Source organism: Pseudomonas simiae (genome assembly GCF_900111895.1).
Classification (GTDB): Bacteria; Pseudomonadota; Gammaproteobacteria; order Pseudomonadales; family Pseudomonadaceae; genus Aquipseudomonas; species Aquipseudomonas simiae.
Window position 1 is genome coordinate 473,774 of the sequence record NZ_FOKB01000002.1, and the last position, 15,859, is coordinate 489,632.

The 15,859-nt window shown below is 62.2% G+C and carries 13 protein-coding genes; 9 read left to right on the forward strand and 4 right to left on the reverse strand.

The features are described from left to right. Window positions 1–39 precede the first annotated feature (39 nt). A complete protein-coding gene (locus BMZ57_RS08120; protein WP_042571717.1) occupies window positions 40–1,914 on the reverse strand; it encodes a putative bifunctional diguanylate cyclase/phosphodiesterase in 1,875 nt (624 codons plus the stop codon). A gap of 216 nt (window positions 1,915–2,130) precedes the next feature. Here BMZ57_RS08120 and nosR point away from each other — a divergent pair, with 216 nt between their 5' ends. From nosR to BMZ57_RS08135, 3 genes are read left to right on the forward strand one after another with little or no spacing between them, the layout of a single operon-like run. After that, window positions 2,131–3,432 carry a response regulator c-di-GMP phosphodiesterase, NosR family gene (gene nosR, locus BMZ57_RS08125; protein ID WP_010212802.1) on the forward strand — a complete coding sequence of 434 codons (1,302 nt, stop codon included), beginning with the start codon at window positions 2,131–2,133 and terminating at the stop codon, window positions 3,430–3,432. 45 nt (window positions 3,433–3,477) lie between these two features. Then, window positions 3,478–3,885 carry an NUDIX hydrolase gene (locus tag BMZ57_RS08130; RefSeq protein ID WP_010212801.1) on the forward strand — a complete coding sequence of 136 codons (408 nt, stop codon included), beginning with the start codon at window positions 3,478–3,480 and terminating at the stop codon, window positions 3,883–3,885. Continuing rightward, window positions 3,882–4,394 (forward strand): GNAT family N-acetyltransferase, encoded by a 513-nt coding sequence (locus BMZ57_RS08135; RefSeq protein ID WP_010212799.1) that lies wholly within the window; start codon window positions 3,882–3,884, stop codon window positions 4,392–4,394. The genes BMZ57_RS08130 and BMZ57_RS08135 overlap by 4 nt, the downstream gene beginning before the upstream one ends. Here the strand turns inward: BMZ57_RS08135 and metR are convergent. Continuing rightward, window positions 4,391–5,308 (reverse strand): transcriptional regulator MetR, encoded by a 918-nt coding sequence (gene metR, locus BMZ57_RS08140; RefSeq protein WP_021492540.1) that lies wholly within the window; start codon window positions 5,306–5,308, stop codon window positions 4,391–4,393. The genes BMZ57_RS08135 and metR overlap by 4 nt on opposite strands. A 91-nt stretch (window positions 5,309–5,399) precedes the next feature. Between metR and BMZ57_RS29975 the strand changes: the two genes are divergently transcribed. Next, window positions 5,400–5,522 carry a hypothetical protein gene (locus BMZ57_RS29975; RefSeq protein ID WP_021492539.1) on the forward strand — a complete coding sequence of 41 codons (123 nt, stop codon included), beginning with the start codon at window positions 5,400–5,402 and terminating at the stop codon, window positions 5,520–5,522. Here BMZ57_RS29975 and BMZ57_RS08145 read toward each other — a convergent pair. Further along, window positions 5,519–11,170: a dermonecrotic toxin domain-containing protein gene (locus BMZ57_RS08145; RefSeq protein ID WP_069672361.1), complete on the reverse strand. Its 5,652-nt coding sequence runs from the start codon at window positions 11,168–11,170 to the stop codon at window positions 5,519–5,521. The genes BMZ57_RS29975 and BMZ57_RS08145 overlap by 4 nt on opposite strands. Window positions 11,171–11,376: 206 nt before the next feature. Between BMZ57_RS08145 and BMZ57_RS08150 the strand changes: the two genes are divergently transcribed. The 5 genes from BMZ57_RS08150 to BMZ57_RS08170 all read left to right on the forward strand — a co-directional run bounded on the left by BMZ57_RS08150 (window position 11,377) and on the right by BMZ57_RS08170 (window position 14,886). Then, on the forward strand, window positions 11,377–12,396 hold the full coding sequence (locus BMZ57_RS08150; protein ID WP_010212792.1) for an alpha/beta fold hydrolase: 1,020 nt from the start codon (window positions 11,377–11,379) through the stop codon (window positions 12,394–12,396). A gap of 55 nt (window positions 12,397–12,451) precedes the next feature. Beyond that, window positions 12,452–13,105 carry a DsbA family oxidoreductase gene (locus tag BMZ57_RS08155; protein WP_010212791.1) on the forward strand — a complete coding sequence of 218 codons (654 nt, stop codon included), beginning with the start codon at window positions 12,452–12,454 and terminating at the stop codon, window positions 13,103–13,105. A gap of 82 nt (window positions 13,106–13,187) precedes the next feature. Further along, on the forward strand, window positions 13,188–14,108 hold the full coding sequence (locus BMZ57_RS08160; protein ID WP_010212790.1) for an arginase family protein: 921 nt from the start codon (window positions 13,188–13,190) through the stop codon (window positions 14,106–14,108). Then, window positions 14,105–14,485 carry a DMT family transporter gene (locus BMZ57_RS08165; RefSeq protein WP_010212789.1) on the forward strand — a complete coding sequence of 127 codons (381 nt, stop codon included), beginning with the start codon at window positions 14,105–14,107 and terminating at the stop codon, window positions 14,483–14,485. Before BMZ57_RS08160 ends, BMZ57_RS08165 begins: the two co-directional genes overlap by 4 nt. Further along, window positions 14,482–14,886 (forward strand): DMT family transporter, encoded by a 405-nt coding sequence (locus BMZ57_RS08170; RefSeq protein WP_010212788.1) that lies wholly within the window; start codon window positions 14,482–14,484, stop codon window positions 14,884–14,886. Before BMZ57_RS08165 ends, BMZ57_RS08170 begins: the two co-directional genes overlap by 4 nt. An 80-nt stretch (window positions 14,887–14,966) precedes the next feature. Here BMZ57_RS08170 and BMZ57_RS08175 read toward each other — a convergent pair whose 3' ends face one another. Next, the gene (locus BMZ57_RS08175; protein WP_069672360.1) at window positions 14,967–15,839 is read right to left on the reverse strand and encodes a fatty acid desaturase; all 873 of its coding nucleotides are present in this window, start codon (window positions 15,837–15,839) and stop codon (window positions 14,967–14,969) included. Window positions 15,840–15,859 lie beyond the last annotated feature (20 nt).

Below are 15,859 nucleotides of genomic sequence, written 5' to 3' on the forward strand. Positions count from 1 at the left end.
GAGACTTTGCTCAAGCGAGCACTCCTTGCAGGCACGCGGCTATTGGGCAGGCATCAGTGTGGCGCTGCCCACTTGCAGCAACCGGGCGAAATCCTTCGGCGGCACCGCCTTGCTGAACAAAAAGCCCTGACCCTCTTCACACTGCTGGCTTTTCAGGAAATTCAGCTGTTCGACGGTCTCCACCCCCTCGGCGATGATGTTCAACTCCAGGCTCTTGCCCATGCCGATGATAGCGCTTATCAGCTGGGCATCCTGGTTATTCTCGTTCAGCCCACGCACGAACGACTGGTCGATTTTCAACACATCGATGGGAAAGCGTCGCAGGTAACTCAGGCTCGAGTAGCCCGTGCCGAAGTCATCCAGCGCCAGGCGCACGCCCATGGCCTTGATTGTTTGCAGGATCTGCACCGTGTCGTCGACATTCTGCATCAGTACGTTTTCGGTGATTTCCAGCTCCAGCCAGGCGGGCGGCAGGCCGGTCTGCTTGAGGATCGCGGCCAGGTTGTCGACGAAGTCATGCTGGCGAAAGTCGATGGCCGATACATTCACCGCCATGTACAGCGGTGGCAGGCCCATGCCGCGCCAGGCCTGCGCCTGTTCGCAGGCCTGGTGCAGCACCCACTGCGTCAAGGGCACGATCAGCCCGCTGTCTTCGGCCACCGGAATGAAATCGCTCGGGCTGACCCACCCCGAGCGCGGCTGAAACCAGCGTATCAGCGCCTCCGCGCCGACGATTCGCCCGGAGTTGAGGTCCAGCTTGGGTTGGTAGTGCAGTACGAATTCATCCAGCTCCAAGGCCAGGCGGATCGCGCTCTCCAGATTTTGCTGGCGCCGGGCGCGCAGGTTCATGTCTTCGGTGTAGAAACTGAAATCGTTGGGGCCGCGTTCCTTGCTGGTATGCATGGCGGTTTCGGCGTGCTTGATCAACTCCACCGTGTTGTAGCTGTCATTGGGGTAGATGCTGATGCCCAGGCTCGCCGTGATGCTCAAGTCATGCCCGGCCACATGGCGTGTGGCACTGATGGCCTTGAGCACTTTGTGCGCGATGTGCTGGGTCTGCTGCGGGTGCTGCACGTCGTGGAGCAGGATCACGAACTCATCGGAGCCGTAGCGAAACACCGAGTCGGAGCTGCGCACTGTTGCTACCAGGCTGTGGCTGACATGTTGGAGCACCTCGTCGCCCACCGGGTAACCCAGGGCATTGTTGATGCGTTTGAAACGATCGAGCCCGATAAATATCACCGCCAGTTGCGTGTCATGCCGCCGACCAAGGGCTATGGCCTGGCTAAGGCGGTCGCCGAGCAGCGTGCTGTTGGGCAGTTCTGTCAGCGCATCGTATTGCAACAGATGCGAGACCTTCAGCAGTTCCTGCACACGTTCTTCGATGGTGCGCTCCAGTGCCACCACTTTCAGGGCGACATCCTGGGCCAGCTGCCATTTCCACGTCAGGGCACTGGCCATCTGGCGGATCTCCAGATGGTCGAAGGGTTTCTTCAGAATCAGCAACTGATCGTTGTATTTCAATCGCGCCTCGATCGCTTCGAACGAATAGTCGGAATACGCGGTGCACAGGGCGATCTGCAGATTGGGGTCGACGTTCCACAGCTGTTCGATGGTTTGCAGGCCGTCCCAGCCGGGCGGCATGCGCATATCGATGAACACCATGGCATACGGAGCGTTGGCGGCCAGGGACCGGGCTACCAGTTCCAGCGCTTCCTGGCCCTGGTAGGCCGAATCCAGCACGAATGCGTGGCGCGGGGTGGCGGTGGTGCCGAACAGGGTTTCCTCAAGACTATCCAGGGATTTCTCGCCCTGGGCGTTGGCACACAGGATCTTGCGAAAGTCATCATGGATCGACGCGCTGTCATCGACGATCAGAATACGCCGGTTGGCCCGCGCTGAGTCCGGGGTCATGACGCACTCCGCGATTGCAAAAGGCTCGACGGCATAATGATTCCTTCCCTGATTCTGCGGCTGAGCGAAGTTGTCTACTGTGACAGCATAGTCGAGTGCCTTGAAATCGAAGGCCAGTTGGCGTCAAATCGACCCCCGCGCCGCGGTCGAGGGAAGATGGCTTGGCACGATGGTCAAATGTGGTTCCATTCAGTTCAATTTGAAGGCGCAGCAGGCATGGACGAACAACTTGCGACGAAACCCACGATATTACTGGTCGACGATGAAGAATCGATCCTCAACAGCCTGCGCCGCTTATTGCGCGGGCAGCCCTTCGATGTAGTCCTGGCCGGCAGCGGTGCCCAGGCCCTGGAGATCATGGCCGCCCAACCCATCGACCTGGTGATGAGCGACGCTCGTATGCCCGGTATGGACGGTGCGCAGCTGCTGGCCGAGGTGCATCGGCTGTATCCGGCCACCAGTCGCATTCTGCTCACCGGTTACGCCGACCTGCCGACGATCGTCAAGGCCATCAACGAAGGGCAGATCCACCGCTACATCAGCAAGCCCTGGAATGACGAGGAGCTGCAGCTGGTCTTGCGCCAGACCCTGGAGCACCAGCGCCTGGAGCGCCTGACCCAGGTGCAGAACGATCAGCTCAAGCAACTGAACGCCACCCTGGAAAAACGCGTAGCGGCGCGTACCAGTGAGCTGCAGCAGACCGCCGACATGCTCGACCTGGCCTACGACGAACTCAAGCACAGCTACGTGACCGGTACCGAAGTGTTTTCGCTGTTGGCCAACCTGCGCTTGCCCAAGAACAAGCAGACCAACCGCTCGCTGATCGAATTGGTGCGGGTCTATTGCGCCGCCCAGTCTATCGACGACGCCAGTTCGCGTGACCTGACGATGGCCGCTGCGTTGTACAACATTGGCAAACTGAGCTGGAGCGACAGCATGCTGATCGAACCGGCCGATAAGCTGCACAGCACGGATCGCGAGCGCTACCGCAGCTATCCGACCCAGAGCGAATCGTTGTTGATGACCTTGGAGCCGATGAAAGATGCGGCGCGCATCATTCGTCACCATCAGGAGCGCTGGGATGGCAGCGGTTTTCCCGACCACCTCAAGGGCGATGCGATTCCGTTCGGTTCGCGCCTTTTGAAACTGGCGGTGGACTTCATCGAGTTGCAGAAGGGGCTGATTCTTGAGCGGCAGATGAACAGTGACGAAGCGCTGCTCTATATCCGCAAATATGCCGGGCGCCTCTATGATCCCGAGCTGGTCGAGGATTTCGTTCTGGCCTGCGCCACATTCCTCAGTGATGTGACGCTGGGCGATCCCACCGTCAAGGTCCTGACCACGCGCGAACTGGCCGACGGCATGGTGCTGGCTCGCAACCTCAACGCCGACAACGGCATGTTACTGCTCAATGCCGGCAAGGTGCTGAACCTGCCGCTGGTGGACAAGCTGATTGCGTTTGAGGCGATGGAAGGGGCGAAGTACAACGTATTTATCAAGGCGCCGGACGAGGCGTAAGCCTTGCCGGTTATTTTCACTGACCCAATTCAAGGCTTTTACTGCATGTCCACGACTATCCGCATCGCCGCCGCCCTCCTGATCGGTGGCGACGGCCACACCCTGCTGGTGCGCAAGCGCGGCACCCAGGCCTTCATGCAGCCCGGCGGCAAAATCGACGCAGGCGAGCAACCCGCCGAGGCATTGGCCCGAGAGTTGTTCGAGGAACTGAACCTGCGCATCAACCCCAGCGATGCCGCTTATCTGGGCCACTTCTCGGCCCCGGCGGCCAACGAGCCCGGCTTTACGGTGGAGGCCGAATTGTTTCAGGTCACTATCGACGTGGCGGTGACCCCCGCCGCCGAGATCGAGGAAGTGCGCTGGATCGACCCGGCCGGTGACGGTGGCCTGCAATTGGCCCCGCTGACGCGCGATCTGATCCTGCCGTTTTACCGCGCCTCGCTGACGGCATGATCATTCGCACGCTGGGGGCCAGCGACGCCGAGGCTTATCGGGCGTTGATGCTTGAGGCCTATGGCGCCTATCCCCAGGCATTCACCTCCAGCGTGGCGGAGCGTGCGGCGATGCCGCTGAGCTGGTGGGAAAAACGCTTGAGCAGCCCCTTGGATTGCTTGCTCGGCGTTTTTGTCGGTGACGAACTGGCCGGCATTGTCGGCCTGGCGTATGAGCCGCGAGAGAAAGCGCGGCACAAGGTGACGCTGTTCGGCATGTACGTGAACGAGGCCTATCAGCAACAGGGCCTGGGTCGTCAGTTGGTCGAGGCCGCACTGGACGAAGCACGCAAACAGCCGCGCCTCAAAGTGATCCAGCTTACGGTCACCGCCGGCAATGACGCGGCCTTTGCCCTGTATCAACGCTGCGGCTTCGTCCAATACGGCCTGGAGCCGCTGGCAGTGCGGGTCGGGGTCGATTATTTCGACAAGATCCACATGTGGCGCGAATTGCCGGGCTCCTGCAATTAGCGCACCGCGCTGACCCCATCCAGGGTGGAAAACGACGTGTCCTTGGCCGTCAGCAAGAAATCGCGCATGTACGGTGCATCCAGCATGTCTGCACGAATCCCCGCATACAGCGTCGCAAACAACCCTTTCTCGCCCAACCGCTTGGCCTTCACATAGCCGCGCGCGCTGTACTCATGCAGCGCCCAATGGGGCATGCCGCACACACCACGGCCGCTGGCCACCAGTTGCATCATCATCACCGACAGCTCCGATGTACGCACCTGGGCCGGTTCCACATCGGCAGGCTCGAGGAAGCGGGTGAAGATGTCCAGGCGGTCGCGTTCCACCGGGTAGGTGATCAGTGTTTCGGTCAACAAGTCTTCCGGCACGATGTACGCCTTATTCGCCAGCGCATGCTGGTTGGCGACCGCGAGCATGGCTTCGTAGGTGAACAGCGGCACATAGGTGATGCCCGGCAACTCCAGCGGGTCGGAGGTCACCACCAGGTCCAGGTCGCCTCGGGCCAGAGCTGGCAGCGGGGCAAAAGCGAAGCCGGAGGCCAGGTCCAGTTCGACCTCCGGCCAGGCGTCGCGGAACTGATCGATAGTCGGCATCAGCCACTGGAAGCAACTGTGGCATTCGATGGCCATGTGTAAACGCCCGGCGGTTCCGCCGACCAGGCGCGCAATATCACGCTCTGCGCCGCGCAGCAGCGGCAGCGTTGCGTCGGCCAGTTGCAGCAGGCGCAGGCCGGCGCTGGTGAAACGCAGCGGCTTGGTCTTGCGCACGAACAGCGGCACCCCCAGGCGTTCTTCCAGCTCTTTGAACTGGTGGGACAGGGCGGACTGCGTCAAATGCAGGCGTTCGGCGGCTTCGACCAGGCTGTCGGCCTCGCGCAGGGCGTGCAGGGTTTTCAGGTGGCGGATTTCCAGCACCGTGGCCTCCATGAGAAATATTGATGATTAATGCGAAGAGGGTGAGTTTGTCTCATGTTGTGCGGGTTGTCGACCTGCAGGCCTGGGCGTGATGTACCCGGCCAAAGGTTCGCCGCGCAATCTCTACACGGCGGCGAACCTGAAGATCCCGCCGCAGCGCACCAAGACCCCGAAAGTCCTGGTGACCGAGACAGCCGCGGGCCTGCGCGGCTAGAGGGCAACCCATAGCGGCCGGATATGCGACAACGCGGCGGACTGCTTGCCGATGTCCGAGAATGGCAGTGACGGGTCGTCGGCATGGGTCAAGTAGCGATGTTCCGGCAGTTTCAAGTGGGCCTTTTCGAACTCATCGAAGGTAGCCGTGCGGCGGTTGTAATGAAAGTGCGCGTACCACAAGGGACGCGGTGGGGTGGCGGTCAGGTCCCAGACTTCATATTCCTGCATGAAGTCGCGGTGCCCGTTCGCACGCCTCGCCAGCTCGGTCATCGACGCGGTTCGACGCACCTCGACCACGTGATGCCTGGCCAGATCATCAAGCATGCCGTCGGTGGGTTGGCGGCTGGCCAATGATTGGCGGGTGCGCAGGGTGCGGCCCGCGGCGGTCAGCTCGGTGGCGGTCGTGCGCAATGGCTGGATGCTCGGCTCCTCGGGGTCAAGGCGTGCGATGCGGTTCGAGCGCAGGGTGAGTTCGGCGGCTTCGCTGACCAGCATGTGTTCAAGGTCCACCGGCAACATGCCTTGGCGGGCGTAGGCTTCGACTTTAGCCTGATACACCGGCACGGCGCGCAGGCGGCTCTGGGCTTCGTTCACCATCACCGACTTCACGTTCGCCTCGGGTGGGAGCGCCACCGGTGGTGCCGATTGGCGTTGAGCCCGACCGTTTGGGCGTTGCTCCCAGGTCTCGGTGTGGCCGCTGAGGTTGTCGATGGTGTAGCGCGTGGTGTTGGTGCGTGGGTCGGTGCTTTTTATGCCGATCAGCATCCGGTTGTCATCGGTTTCAAACACTGTTCCTCGTGGTTCGTCGGGCCGCGGGCGATGCAGGCGAGCGGGCGTGCCGATGCGCTGACGGGCCAGTTGAGTCATGCGCTCGAGGTTGTTCAGCAAGGCGCTCAGGTTATCCAGGTCAAAATGTTGCGGGTAGCCTGCGCTCAAGGTTTTAACGCTGAGGCTGAAGCGCGCGTAGGCATCGATACATTCATTGAGTATTCGCGTGCGCTGGCTGACCGTGGTGGGCGTATTTGTCAGTGCAAAATGCGTGTTCAGGGCCAGGTGGGCGTCGAGATAGACGCGATTGACCTCACTTTGCAAGTACAACCAGGAAGGATCGGTGACGTGATCGTAGCGGTTGAACGTGTCGATGCTGTGGACGGTGCGCAGGTGCGTGCGAAAGCCTTCATCGTACAGTTCGTTCCAGCGCGCCGCGTCGTCGCGAGCCTCGCCCACCATCGTGCGCGTGTTGTGAAGATCCGCGTCGATCTGTTGCGCGGTCCTGCGCGTACTTCTGCCGTGCAGGCGTATATCGGCTTCCTGCGCCATTAGGTTGATATTGGCGCTCCATTCGTTCATGACCAGGAAGAGGCGGTCGATCCGGTCGAGTGCCTGCACGATGTTCTGGCTGAGACCTTTGCGGGTTTGCAGAAACTGCAAAATGGCGGCCGGGCGCGTCGGCGGCACTTGGAGGTCGCCGAATTGCCCGGTCAACCCCTGCAGCGCGGCCGCGGCGACTTTCAAGCGCTCCACGGCTCTGCTGGTGACAATCAGGGCGGCGCGGCTCTGCATGCCTTTGAGGGCCAGGTGCTCTCTGTTGGGGGTGAAGGCGATCACGTCCTGAACGGCGTTGGCCTGCTCAATCGCCAGCTCGATGTCTTTGGCGTAGGCCTGGTCCAGGGTCGGCTGCAAGGTTTTGCGGGTGGCGATGTCGCTTTGGTTGGACAGGTGTTGCAGGTTGCTGGTCGCGGCCAGTTGAGTGTCGAGCCGACTGCTCAGCGTATTGATCGCATCGTTGAGCGCCAGTTGGCGGCGCAGCACATGATCGGTCCACCAGATCGGCAGCCGTTGTCGAATCGCCATCGGCCAGAGCGGTTCGAGGGTGTCCGCCAGGTGCCCGAGCACGCCGCCGCCGCCCGCCAGGCCGACCGGTTGCGCGGTGCCGTAGACGCCGAAGTGGGTGTCCCATTGGCCGGCTTCATCCAGGGCAATCGGCTGTTTGTAGGTCTTCAACGTGTTGCCACTCAAGCGCCAATGCCCGTTCTGCAGTTCGACCTGATAGACGCTGCCCTGCCGCACAATGAAGTCGCCGTCGGTATGGCGGTAGACGTTGCGATAAACACCGTGGCTCGCCGGGGTCAGATGGGCCAGGGCGATCTCCTTGCCATATTCATACCCGCTGAAGCGCTCGGCGATGCGGCGCGCCTTGCGGCTCATGGGCGGTTGCAGGTAACGGCCACCCTTGAAGGCATTGCGCAACTGGCGCCCAAACGTGCGCGTGCGCGCTGCATTGGGTGTGATCAGCACCCCGCCGGCCACATCGATGCCGGCGTCGATCAATGATTGCAGGACTTGGGTGATGGCGTGCATGCCTTGCACATGATCACCGCGGCGAAACGCAGCCACCGCGTCATTGGCGCTGACCCAGCCATCGTAAAGGCCGATCACGCTGCCCACCACGGGGACCACGCCGAGTGCCATCTTGATATAGCTGAAGGCCTGCACGCCTTTGATGGCATAGCGTTCCAGGTACAGATCGCTGTTGGAACGGGCACTGGCGCGGTGGGCCTCCTTGACGCGGCCCATTTGCGCGTTGAGCAGATGGCTGGCCAGCGACGTGGTGACGGGCCAGGCGGTGCCGACGCCGATCAGCGCGTCGAAATGCCGGAGTACCGCTTGATTGATCCGGCTGACGTGGTTGGCCATGTTACCGAGCAAGGCGCGGCCAGCCAGGTAGTTGACCATCGCGGTGTTCAGGCACAGGCGGAACAGCGCCAGTCGCGCCGCCTCAAGGCTGTTGTAACTGCGCAGGGCCTGGCCGTCCGGGCTCTCGGGCAGATAGAGCAGGGTGCTCCCGGAATTTTTCTGACGGATGAAGGTGACCCCGGACAAGGTGCTTGAGCCGTCCTGGGTGTCTGGGCCGCCGACGCTGAGGTGAGCGGGAAGCAGCTCAATGTCATTGCCATCGGCGCGCCAGGCTTGAGCGGTGCTGGCATTCACGGCGATGTTGAAGGTGTTCAGTTCGGTGGCGGTGATGTGCTTTTGCAGGAACGCCAGGCGCCCCTGAAGGGTGAGCAGCAGGCGATGAGGTTCGAGCAGGCATTCGAGGCGATACTCACGGCTGAAGTCCGCTTCGCGATCCGAGCCTTGGTAAGCCTCGACGATCAGGTCTTCATACGCTTGGGCCAGGTCCAGTTCCGGCACCAGCCGGCGCAGGTAGTTGGCGCTGAGCCCGGCGGTGAGGGCCTGGCCTTCGGTGGCGTCCTGGGTGCTGACCTCGACCTTCATGAACGTCAAGCGTTCGGAGGTCGGCGTATCGATGTTGCTCAGCGCCAGCTCATCCAGGCTCATTTTGACCCGCGTGGCGCTGGGCACCGGTACGGTCTTGGTCGGGGTGCCGGGCGCGCCGGGGGCTTCGACGAAATGCTGTGAATGCGTGACCGATTCCGGGACGTCGAGCTGAACGTGGAACGGTTGTTTGAGCGAGAAGTCCCGGGACAGCCGTGCGTGCAGGCGTTTTTTGCAAAAGCTACTGATCAGCGGCAGCTTCAGGTTCAAGGCCTCGTCGGCGCGCTGGAACGCGAGGATGTAGCGTTCCAGCAGGGCCTTGAGTTCGACGCTATCGGCAGCCGACACCTGGCCGAGCCAGGCCGGCAGTTGTGCGGCCAGGGCGCCGCTCTGGTTCTGTTCCAGAAGCTGCGCATAGGCCAGTTCGCGCACGCTGTGGGTCGATACGCCCAGTTCCTCGATCGCTTGCACGCGCATGGGTTCCAGTTCCCGGGCTTGGCGCTCGGTGTCGTCCGGGGCACGCTGAAGCATCGCTTCGATCTGGGTAACCCACCCATCGAGTTGCACGGTGAGGCTGTATTCGAGCGGGGTCTGATTGAGCAGGGCCAGTTCCAGCGACGCAGCGTCCGACGGCGTTACGCCAAGCCACTGTTCAAGCGCCTGCAGCGAGGCGAAATGCTGCAGCCCGCCCTGGCTGCCCGGCCAGTACAGCAACAGGTCCTGAGGTGTTGAAGCATCGAGCAGCGCCGCTTCCAGGGTGATCAGCAGCACGCCGTCCAGCTCTTTGCGCTGGATGTTGACCGCGCCGTTGCTGCGCTCGCTGATCGACAGGGTCAAGGTTGCCACCGACACCTTGAGTTCGGGGTCTGGCGCGTTGAGCGGGTCAAGCGCGGCCAGAAGCATGTCGTGCCCGGCCTGGCTGATCTGGTTGAGTTGACGCTGCAGGCCGGCCTCGGCAAGCAGCCCGTTCAGGCGTGCCTGGAGCAAGGTGTGGTAATCGGGGTTCGCTTGCTGGGACAGCTCCAGCAGTTGGTGCTGGGATTGACCCCACAGCGCGGTGGCGGCTTCATGGGCCTGCTGTTGCGCCTCGTGCAAGCGGTTGAGTTGGCTGCGTAATGTGGCCAGTTGCTCATCGTTCGGCGGCGGCAGCAGGGCGGACGCGTGCTCGGCACCGAAGAGCGGCTGCTGTTGCCGTGACAGTGCGTGGCGGCGCTGGGCCAGGGGCAGGTCGGCGGTCAGTCCGGCGAAGAGCATGGGGGGAGTGTCGCGGGCGACATCGCTCTCAACGGCAGTCAGTTCGGCAGCGCGCGGCAAGGCGAAAAAACCCTGGCTGTGCTGGTGCCGGTCAACCTGATCGGCCGCATCCAGCGCTCTGTGACCATGCTCGGCGAGGTCTCTGCCGTGGGGGTAGGCCAAGCTCGCCTGTTTTTCTCTGAGGCGATGTTCCAGCAGATGCGTCACGCCGGCTTGCAAGGGGTCGTTGACCTCGCGGTAGTCGATCTGGTTGTCTCGGGTGATTGCCGTCACACCGGGGAACAGCGTGGGGTGATCGAGCAACCATTGCTCCATGCTGACGCGGCTGTTGAACAGGTTCAGCGCCGGTTCCTCAGAGGGCAGGTACAACAGCTGGAGGACGATCTCGGCATCCAGGGTGATGACCAGCGCACCGGGTATCTCGGCATCGGCCAAGCCCGTGCGCTTGAGCAGCAGTTGCTCGGTGTAGATCTTCTGACCGTCAAGCTGCAGCGCGCCGCTCGGCGGGTCGAGGACCGTCAGCAACGGTTTCAATTGATCGGCGGTGATCACCCCGCAGGCACAGGCCAACTGAGCGGCCGCCTGGAGGTGGCTGCTGTACTGCGCGACCGCGTGATCACGGCGTGAAACCGACGTGCCGGGCGCGCGCGTGAACCACCAGTAGCGCACCCAGGCGGTTCGCAGGGCCTGTTGCACATTGAGCTGGGTAAAGGGTTTTAGCAGCTCGAACGGTTGCGCCGCGTACTGGGTTTTGCCCACCGGCAGGCCGATGACCCGACAACGTTGCGCGAGCGAGCTGGGGACCGGGATTTGATGAACAAAGGCGCAGGCCTGGGTCAGCGTGACGTGACGCTGTGGCTGGTCGACAGTTGCCGCGAAATGCAGCTGCACGCTGTCGCCGTCCAGGCCCAGTTGCTCTTGGATGAACGCCGTGAGGGCGGCGCGAATGCTGGGGGCGGCGGCGGTGAGCGTGAGCATGTGTTCCCGGCTGGCGTGCCAGCGGGCCGTGGCTTCCAGCAGCAGGCTTTCATTCAACGGGCGAAACGGCGCGGGGGAGAGCGGCAGGAAATCGCGCACGGCAAGGGGGGAGAGCGGGTTGGGTGTATCGGTCATGTGACGGCACTCAAAAAAAGGGGCAGAACGGTGCTTTACCGGTCGGTGCCCTATTTAAAGGTGGGGAACGCGGCGCGCAGGGATAGATAGTTAGTGGGCCGACCGTTGAGCGACATTCATCAAACTGTCACGCAACTGTGGCAGCGCGCTTGAACAAACTTCATCAGACTCGCGCTCTACTGGGGTTCTGCGTTTCGGTGTTTTTCATGCGCGTGTTGTATTTACTGGCCGCTCTGTTGTTCGGCCTGCCGTCCTTTGCGGCTTCTCGATGTGACGTCAATGTCCCGACCCAAACGGTCGACCTGGCTCAGGTGAGCATCGCCTACCAGAGTATCGGCCGTGCGTCCGACCCTGCCTTGCTGCTGGTGATGGGCTTGGGCGGGCAGCTAATCCACTGGCCGGATGAAGTGGTGGTCGCGCTGTGCGAACAAGGGTTCCGGGTGATCCGCTACGACAACCGTGATGTAGGCCTGTCCACTTGGCGCCAGGCGCCGGCCAACGCCAACCTGACCTTTGAAGTGCTGCGCTACAAGCTCGGCCTGCCGGTGGCGGCGCCTTACACGTTGACTGACATGGCCGATGACGCCATCGGCTTGATGGATGCCTTGCAGATCCAGCAATTCCACGTACTGGGCGCAAGCATGGGCGGCATGATCGCCCAGCACCTGGCGGCCATGGCACCGCAACGGGTCGAGAGCCTCACGCTGATCATGACCAGCTCCGGCGCCGAAGGCTTGCCTGCGCCGAATGCGGCGTTGGTGCAACTGCTGTCGCGGCGCAGCGCACCGAATCGTGAAGTGGCTCTGGAGCAGCAGGCCGATCTGCTGGCGGCGCTGGGCAGCCCGAACGTGACGGATGATCGCCAGGCGCTGTTGCACCAGGCGGCGCTGTCCTACGACCGTGCCTTCAACCCGGACGGCGTGAAGCGCCAGATCATGGCAATCCTCGCCGAACCGAGCCGCGTGCCGTTGCTCAACCAACTGCGTGTGCCGACCCTGGTGGTGCACGGCACCGCCGACCCGCTGTTGCCGGTGATGCACGGCGTGCACCTGGCGGCGCATATCCAGGGCAGCCAGTTGAAATTGATTCCCGGCATGGCCCATCGTTTCCAGGAGGCGTTCAAGGCGCCGCTGCTGACGGCGGTGCTGCCTTACCTGCAAGCCCATCGCGAGGACGCGGCGCACTGGGCGCAGATTGACCGGGGCGAGCCTTCGAAGGTGTTGTGACATTGGTGTATCGTGCAACCTTTGTGGCCCATTCAAGCCAGCGAGGTTGCCTGTCATGAGTACCCCCCTGAAAATCGATTTCGTCAGCGACGTGTCCTGCCCCTGGTGCATCATCGGCCTGCGCGGCCTGACCGAAGCCCTCGACCAGCTTGGCGCCGAGGTGCAGGCCGAGATTCATTTCCAGCCGTTCGAACTGAACCCGAACATGCCCGCCGAGGGGCAGAACATCGTCGAGCACATCACCGAAAAATACGGCTCCACCGCCGAGCAATCCCAGGCCAACCGCGAACGTATCCGCGACATGGGCGCCGGGTTGGGTTTTGCCTTTCGTACCGATGGCCAAAGCCGTATCTACAACACCTTTGATGCACATCGCCTGTTGCATTGGGCCGGGTTGGAAGGCTTGCAGTACAACCTCAAGGAAGCGCTGTTCAAGGCGTACTTCACTGACGGCCAGAACCCGTCCGACCACGCCACCCTGGCGATCATCGCCGAAAGCGTCGGCTTGGATATCCAGCGTGCGGCCGAGATTCTCGCCTCCGATGAATACGCCGCTGAAGTCCGTGAACAAGAGCAGCTGTGGATCTCCCGTGGCGTGAGCTCGGTGCCGACCATCGTGTTCAACGACCAGTACGCCGTCAGCGGTGGGCAGCCGGCGGAAGCTTTTGTGGGAGCGATCCGCCAGATCATCCAAGAGGCCAAAGGCTAAGCGCTGGCCCGTCCCTTGCATTGACCCCCTAAAGCCCGTCCGGTATCCGGATGGGCGCTGCCATTAGGGGTGAAACATTACCTTGAATATTCTTGACCTTGACCACAGCCTCACCGGCCAGGCACCGATTGCCCGGCGTCTGGCCAGTGGCCGTGCCACCCGTATCGACCTGCTGGACCTGGGCCCGAAGCTGCGCCTATGGTCCACCGAGAAAACCTGGAGACGCTTCGCCGAACGCCTGGCCCAACGGCCTCGGCCCACCGATGCGCGACCGGAAATCCTGTTTGTCGGCTCTGGCGACTATCACCACCTCACGCCGGCGTTCCTCGCCGATTTGAAAGAGCCCATCAGCCTGATCCACTTCGACAATCACCCCGACTGGGTGCGCTTTGCGCCCAAGCGTCATTGCGGATCGTGGGTCAACCGCGCGCTGAAGATGCCGGCGATCAAGCGCATCGTCACCCTCGGCCCGTGCAGCGACGACCTGCATAACCCGCAACTGCGCGGTGGCAACCTTGCAGCCCTCAAGCGCGGGCACTTGCAGCTGTTTCCCTGGCAGCATCCGCCGTCGAAAGTCTGGGGCAGGGTAGGGGACGGTGCCGGTCACCAGCAGCAGGAAAATCACCTGTATTGGCGCAACCTGGCCGAGCTGGATTGGGCGGCCTTCCTCGATCAGATGATCACCAGTCTGCCCACCGAAGCCATCTGGATCACCATCGACAAAGACGTACTTGCCAGTGAAGACGCGGCCACCAACTGGGACCAGGGCGGCATGCGCCTGACCCATTTGCTGCAAGCTTTGCGGGCGTTGGCGGCGCGCAAACGCATCATCGGCATTGACGTGTGTGGTGAGTTCGCCACGCCCGCCTTCAGCAATGCGTTCAAGCGCTGGGAAGCCAAGTCCGACCAGCCGCCGCCCGAGCGTTGGAGCGCCGAAGATCTGCAGCGCAACGCCGCCACCAATGAAGCCCTGATCGACCTGTTTGAGGAGTTGTTCCCGTGACGTTGACCGTGGTGTTGCTGGTGGCGTTTTCCATCGTGCTCGATGTGATCGGCCAGCTGTGTTTCAAGATCGGCCTGGACCGTTTGCCCGAGTTGGACGGCGGTTTCCGCCTGAATGCCTTCTGGGGCCAGGTGTTCAATGCGCCGCTGCTGTGGGCCGGGATCGGCGCGTATGCCATCGAGTTCTTCGTGTGGCTTGAAGCCTTGTCCCGTGCGCCGTTGAGCTTGTTGTTCCCGGCGGCGGCGCTGGCCTATTGCGGGGTGGTGTTGGCGGGCAAGGTGGTGCTGGGGGAAACCGTCAGTCGCCGTCGTTGGTTGGGCACGCTGGTGATCACCCTGGGTGTGATGTTGGTAGCGATTGCAGGGAGTCAGGCATGAGTACGCAGACGATGAACAACGGGTGGCTACACGGGCGTTTCGGCACGGTGGTGCTGTGGGCCTTGCTGATTTGCACCGAGAGCGCCGGCCAGTTGTTTACCAAAGTGGCCGGGGACCAACTGGGGCAAATGGATCTAAGCTGGCAATGGCTGGCTGACGTGGCGCGCAACCCCGGGATCGTGGCGGCTATTGCTAGCTACATCGGCGCGTTTTTCGTGTGGATGCTGATCCTGCGGCGCAGCAGTCTGTCCCTGGCGTTTCCGCTGAGTTCGCTGGTGTTTGTGGTGGTGCTGCTGGGTTCGTGGCTGGGGCTGGGGGAACATATCAGCCCGCTGCACTGGGTGGGCGTCGCGGTGATTATCGGGGGTATTGCCCTGTTGGCCGAAGGCGAAGAAAACTGATCACGCTGGCCTGGGCTGATCGTTGTGGTGAGCGAGCTTATCTCGCGCAGGGCAAGCCCGCTCACCGCAAGAGCTGGGGTTCAGCCCTGGCGTTTGCGGTGCGCCACCAGGAAGCCCAGACCGTGTGATACCGAAATCTGCTTCACCCCCGCCTCACGCTGCTGCTCGGCAATCTCCCGATGAAACGCCTTCACCTTGGTCCAGTGCATCTTCGGCCGGTAGTGGTGCTCGGCGTGGTAGCCGTTGTTCATCCAGATCAGGTTGTACAGCACGCTATAGGAACTCACGCCCCAGGCGATCGGCAGGTCCGGGTTGCCGCCGAAGTGCTCGTAGTAGCCATTGAGTGATGACAGGCACTGGCCCAGGTACCAGAACGGCAACAGCCACAGCACCGCCTGCCAGTTGTAGAGCGCCAGGGCGATATAGAACGCCACAGTCACTGCGATCTCAACCTTGACCCAGCGCGCATCCGCCGGGCGCTTGCGCTTCATCTCGTCATAGAACGGCTTGGGATCGTCGCGAAAAAAACTCAGGAAGGTATAGGCCCACGGGTTTTCCGGCTGACCCTGCTTCCCGCGCTGGTAGATCGACAGCGGGTCGATGGTTTTGCCATCTGGGCCCGGCAGGTCGGCGTTGCCACGGTGATGGCGGTTGTGGATATCGCGGTAGAGCGTCTGGGAAAAACCGATGGTCACCGACAGCAGCAGGTCGAAGGCGCGGTTCATTGCGCGATGGCTGAAGTAGGCATTGTGGATCTGGTTGTGGGAGATGCTGTTGATGCTCCACGACATGCTGATCGCGTAGACCAGTGCCAGAGGCACCAGAGCCCACCAGCTCAGGCTTTGGAAGGCGGCAACCAGCCAGACGACAAAGGCAAAATGCCCCAGGCCCAGGGCGATGGGCACCAGGTCCCAGAGCGAGTGATGCAGCAAACGGTAAGCAGGGCGAGCCATGAAGAGTGTCCTGGAAAAAT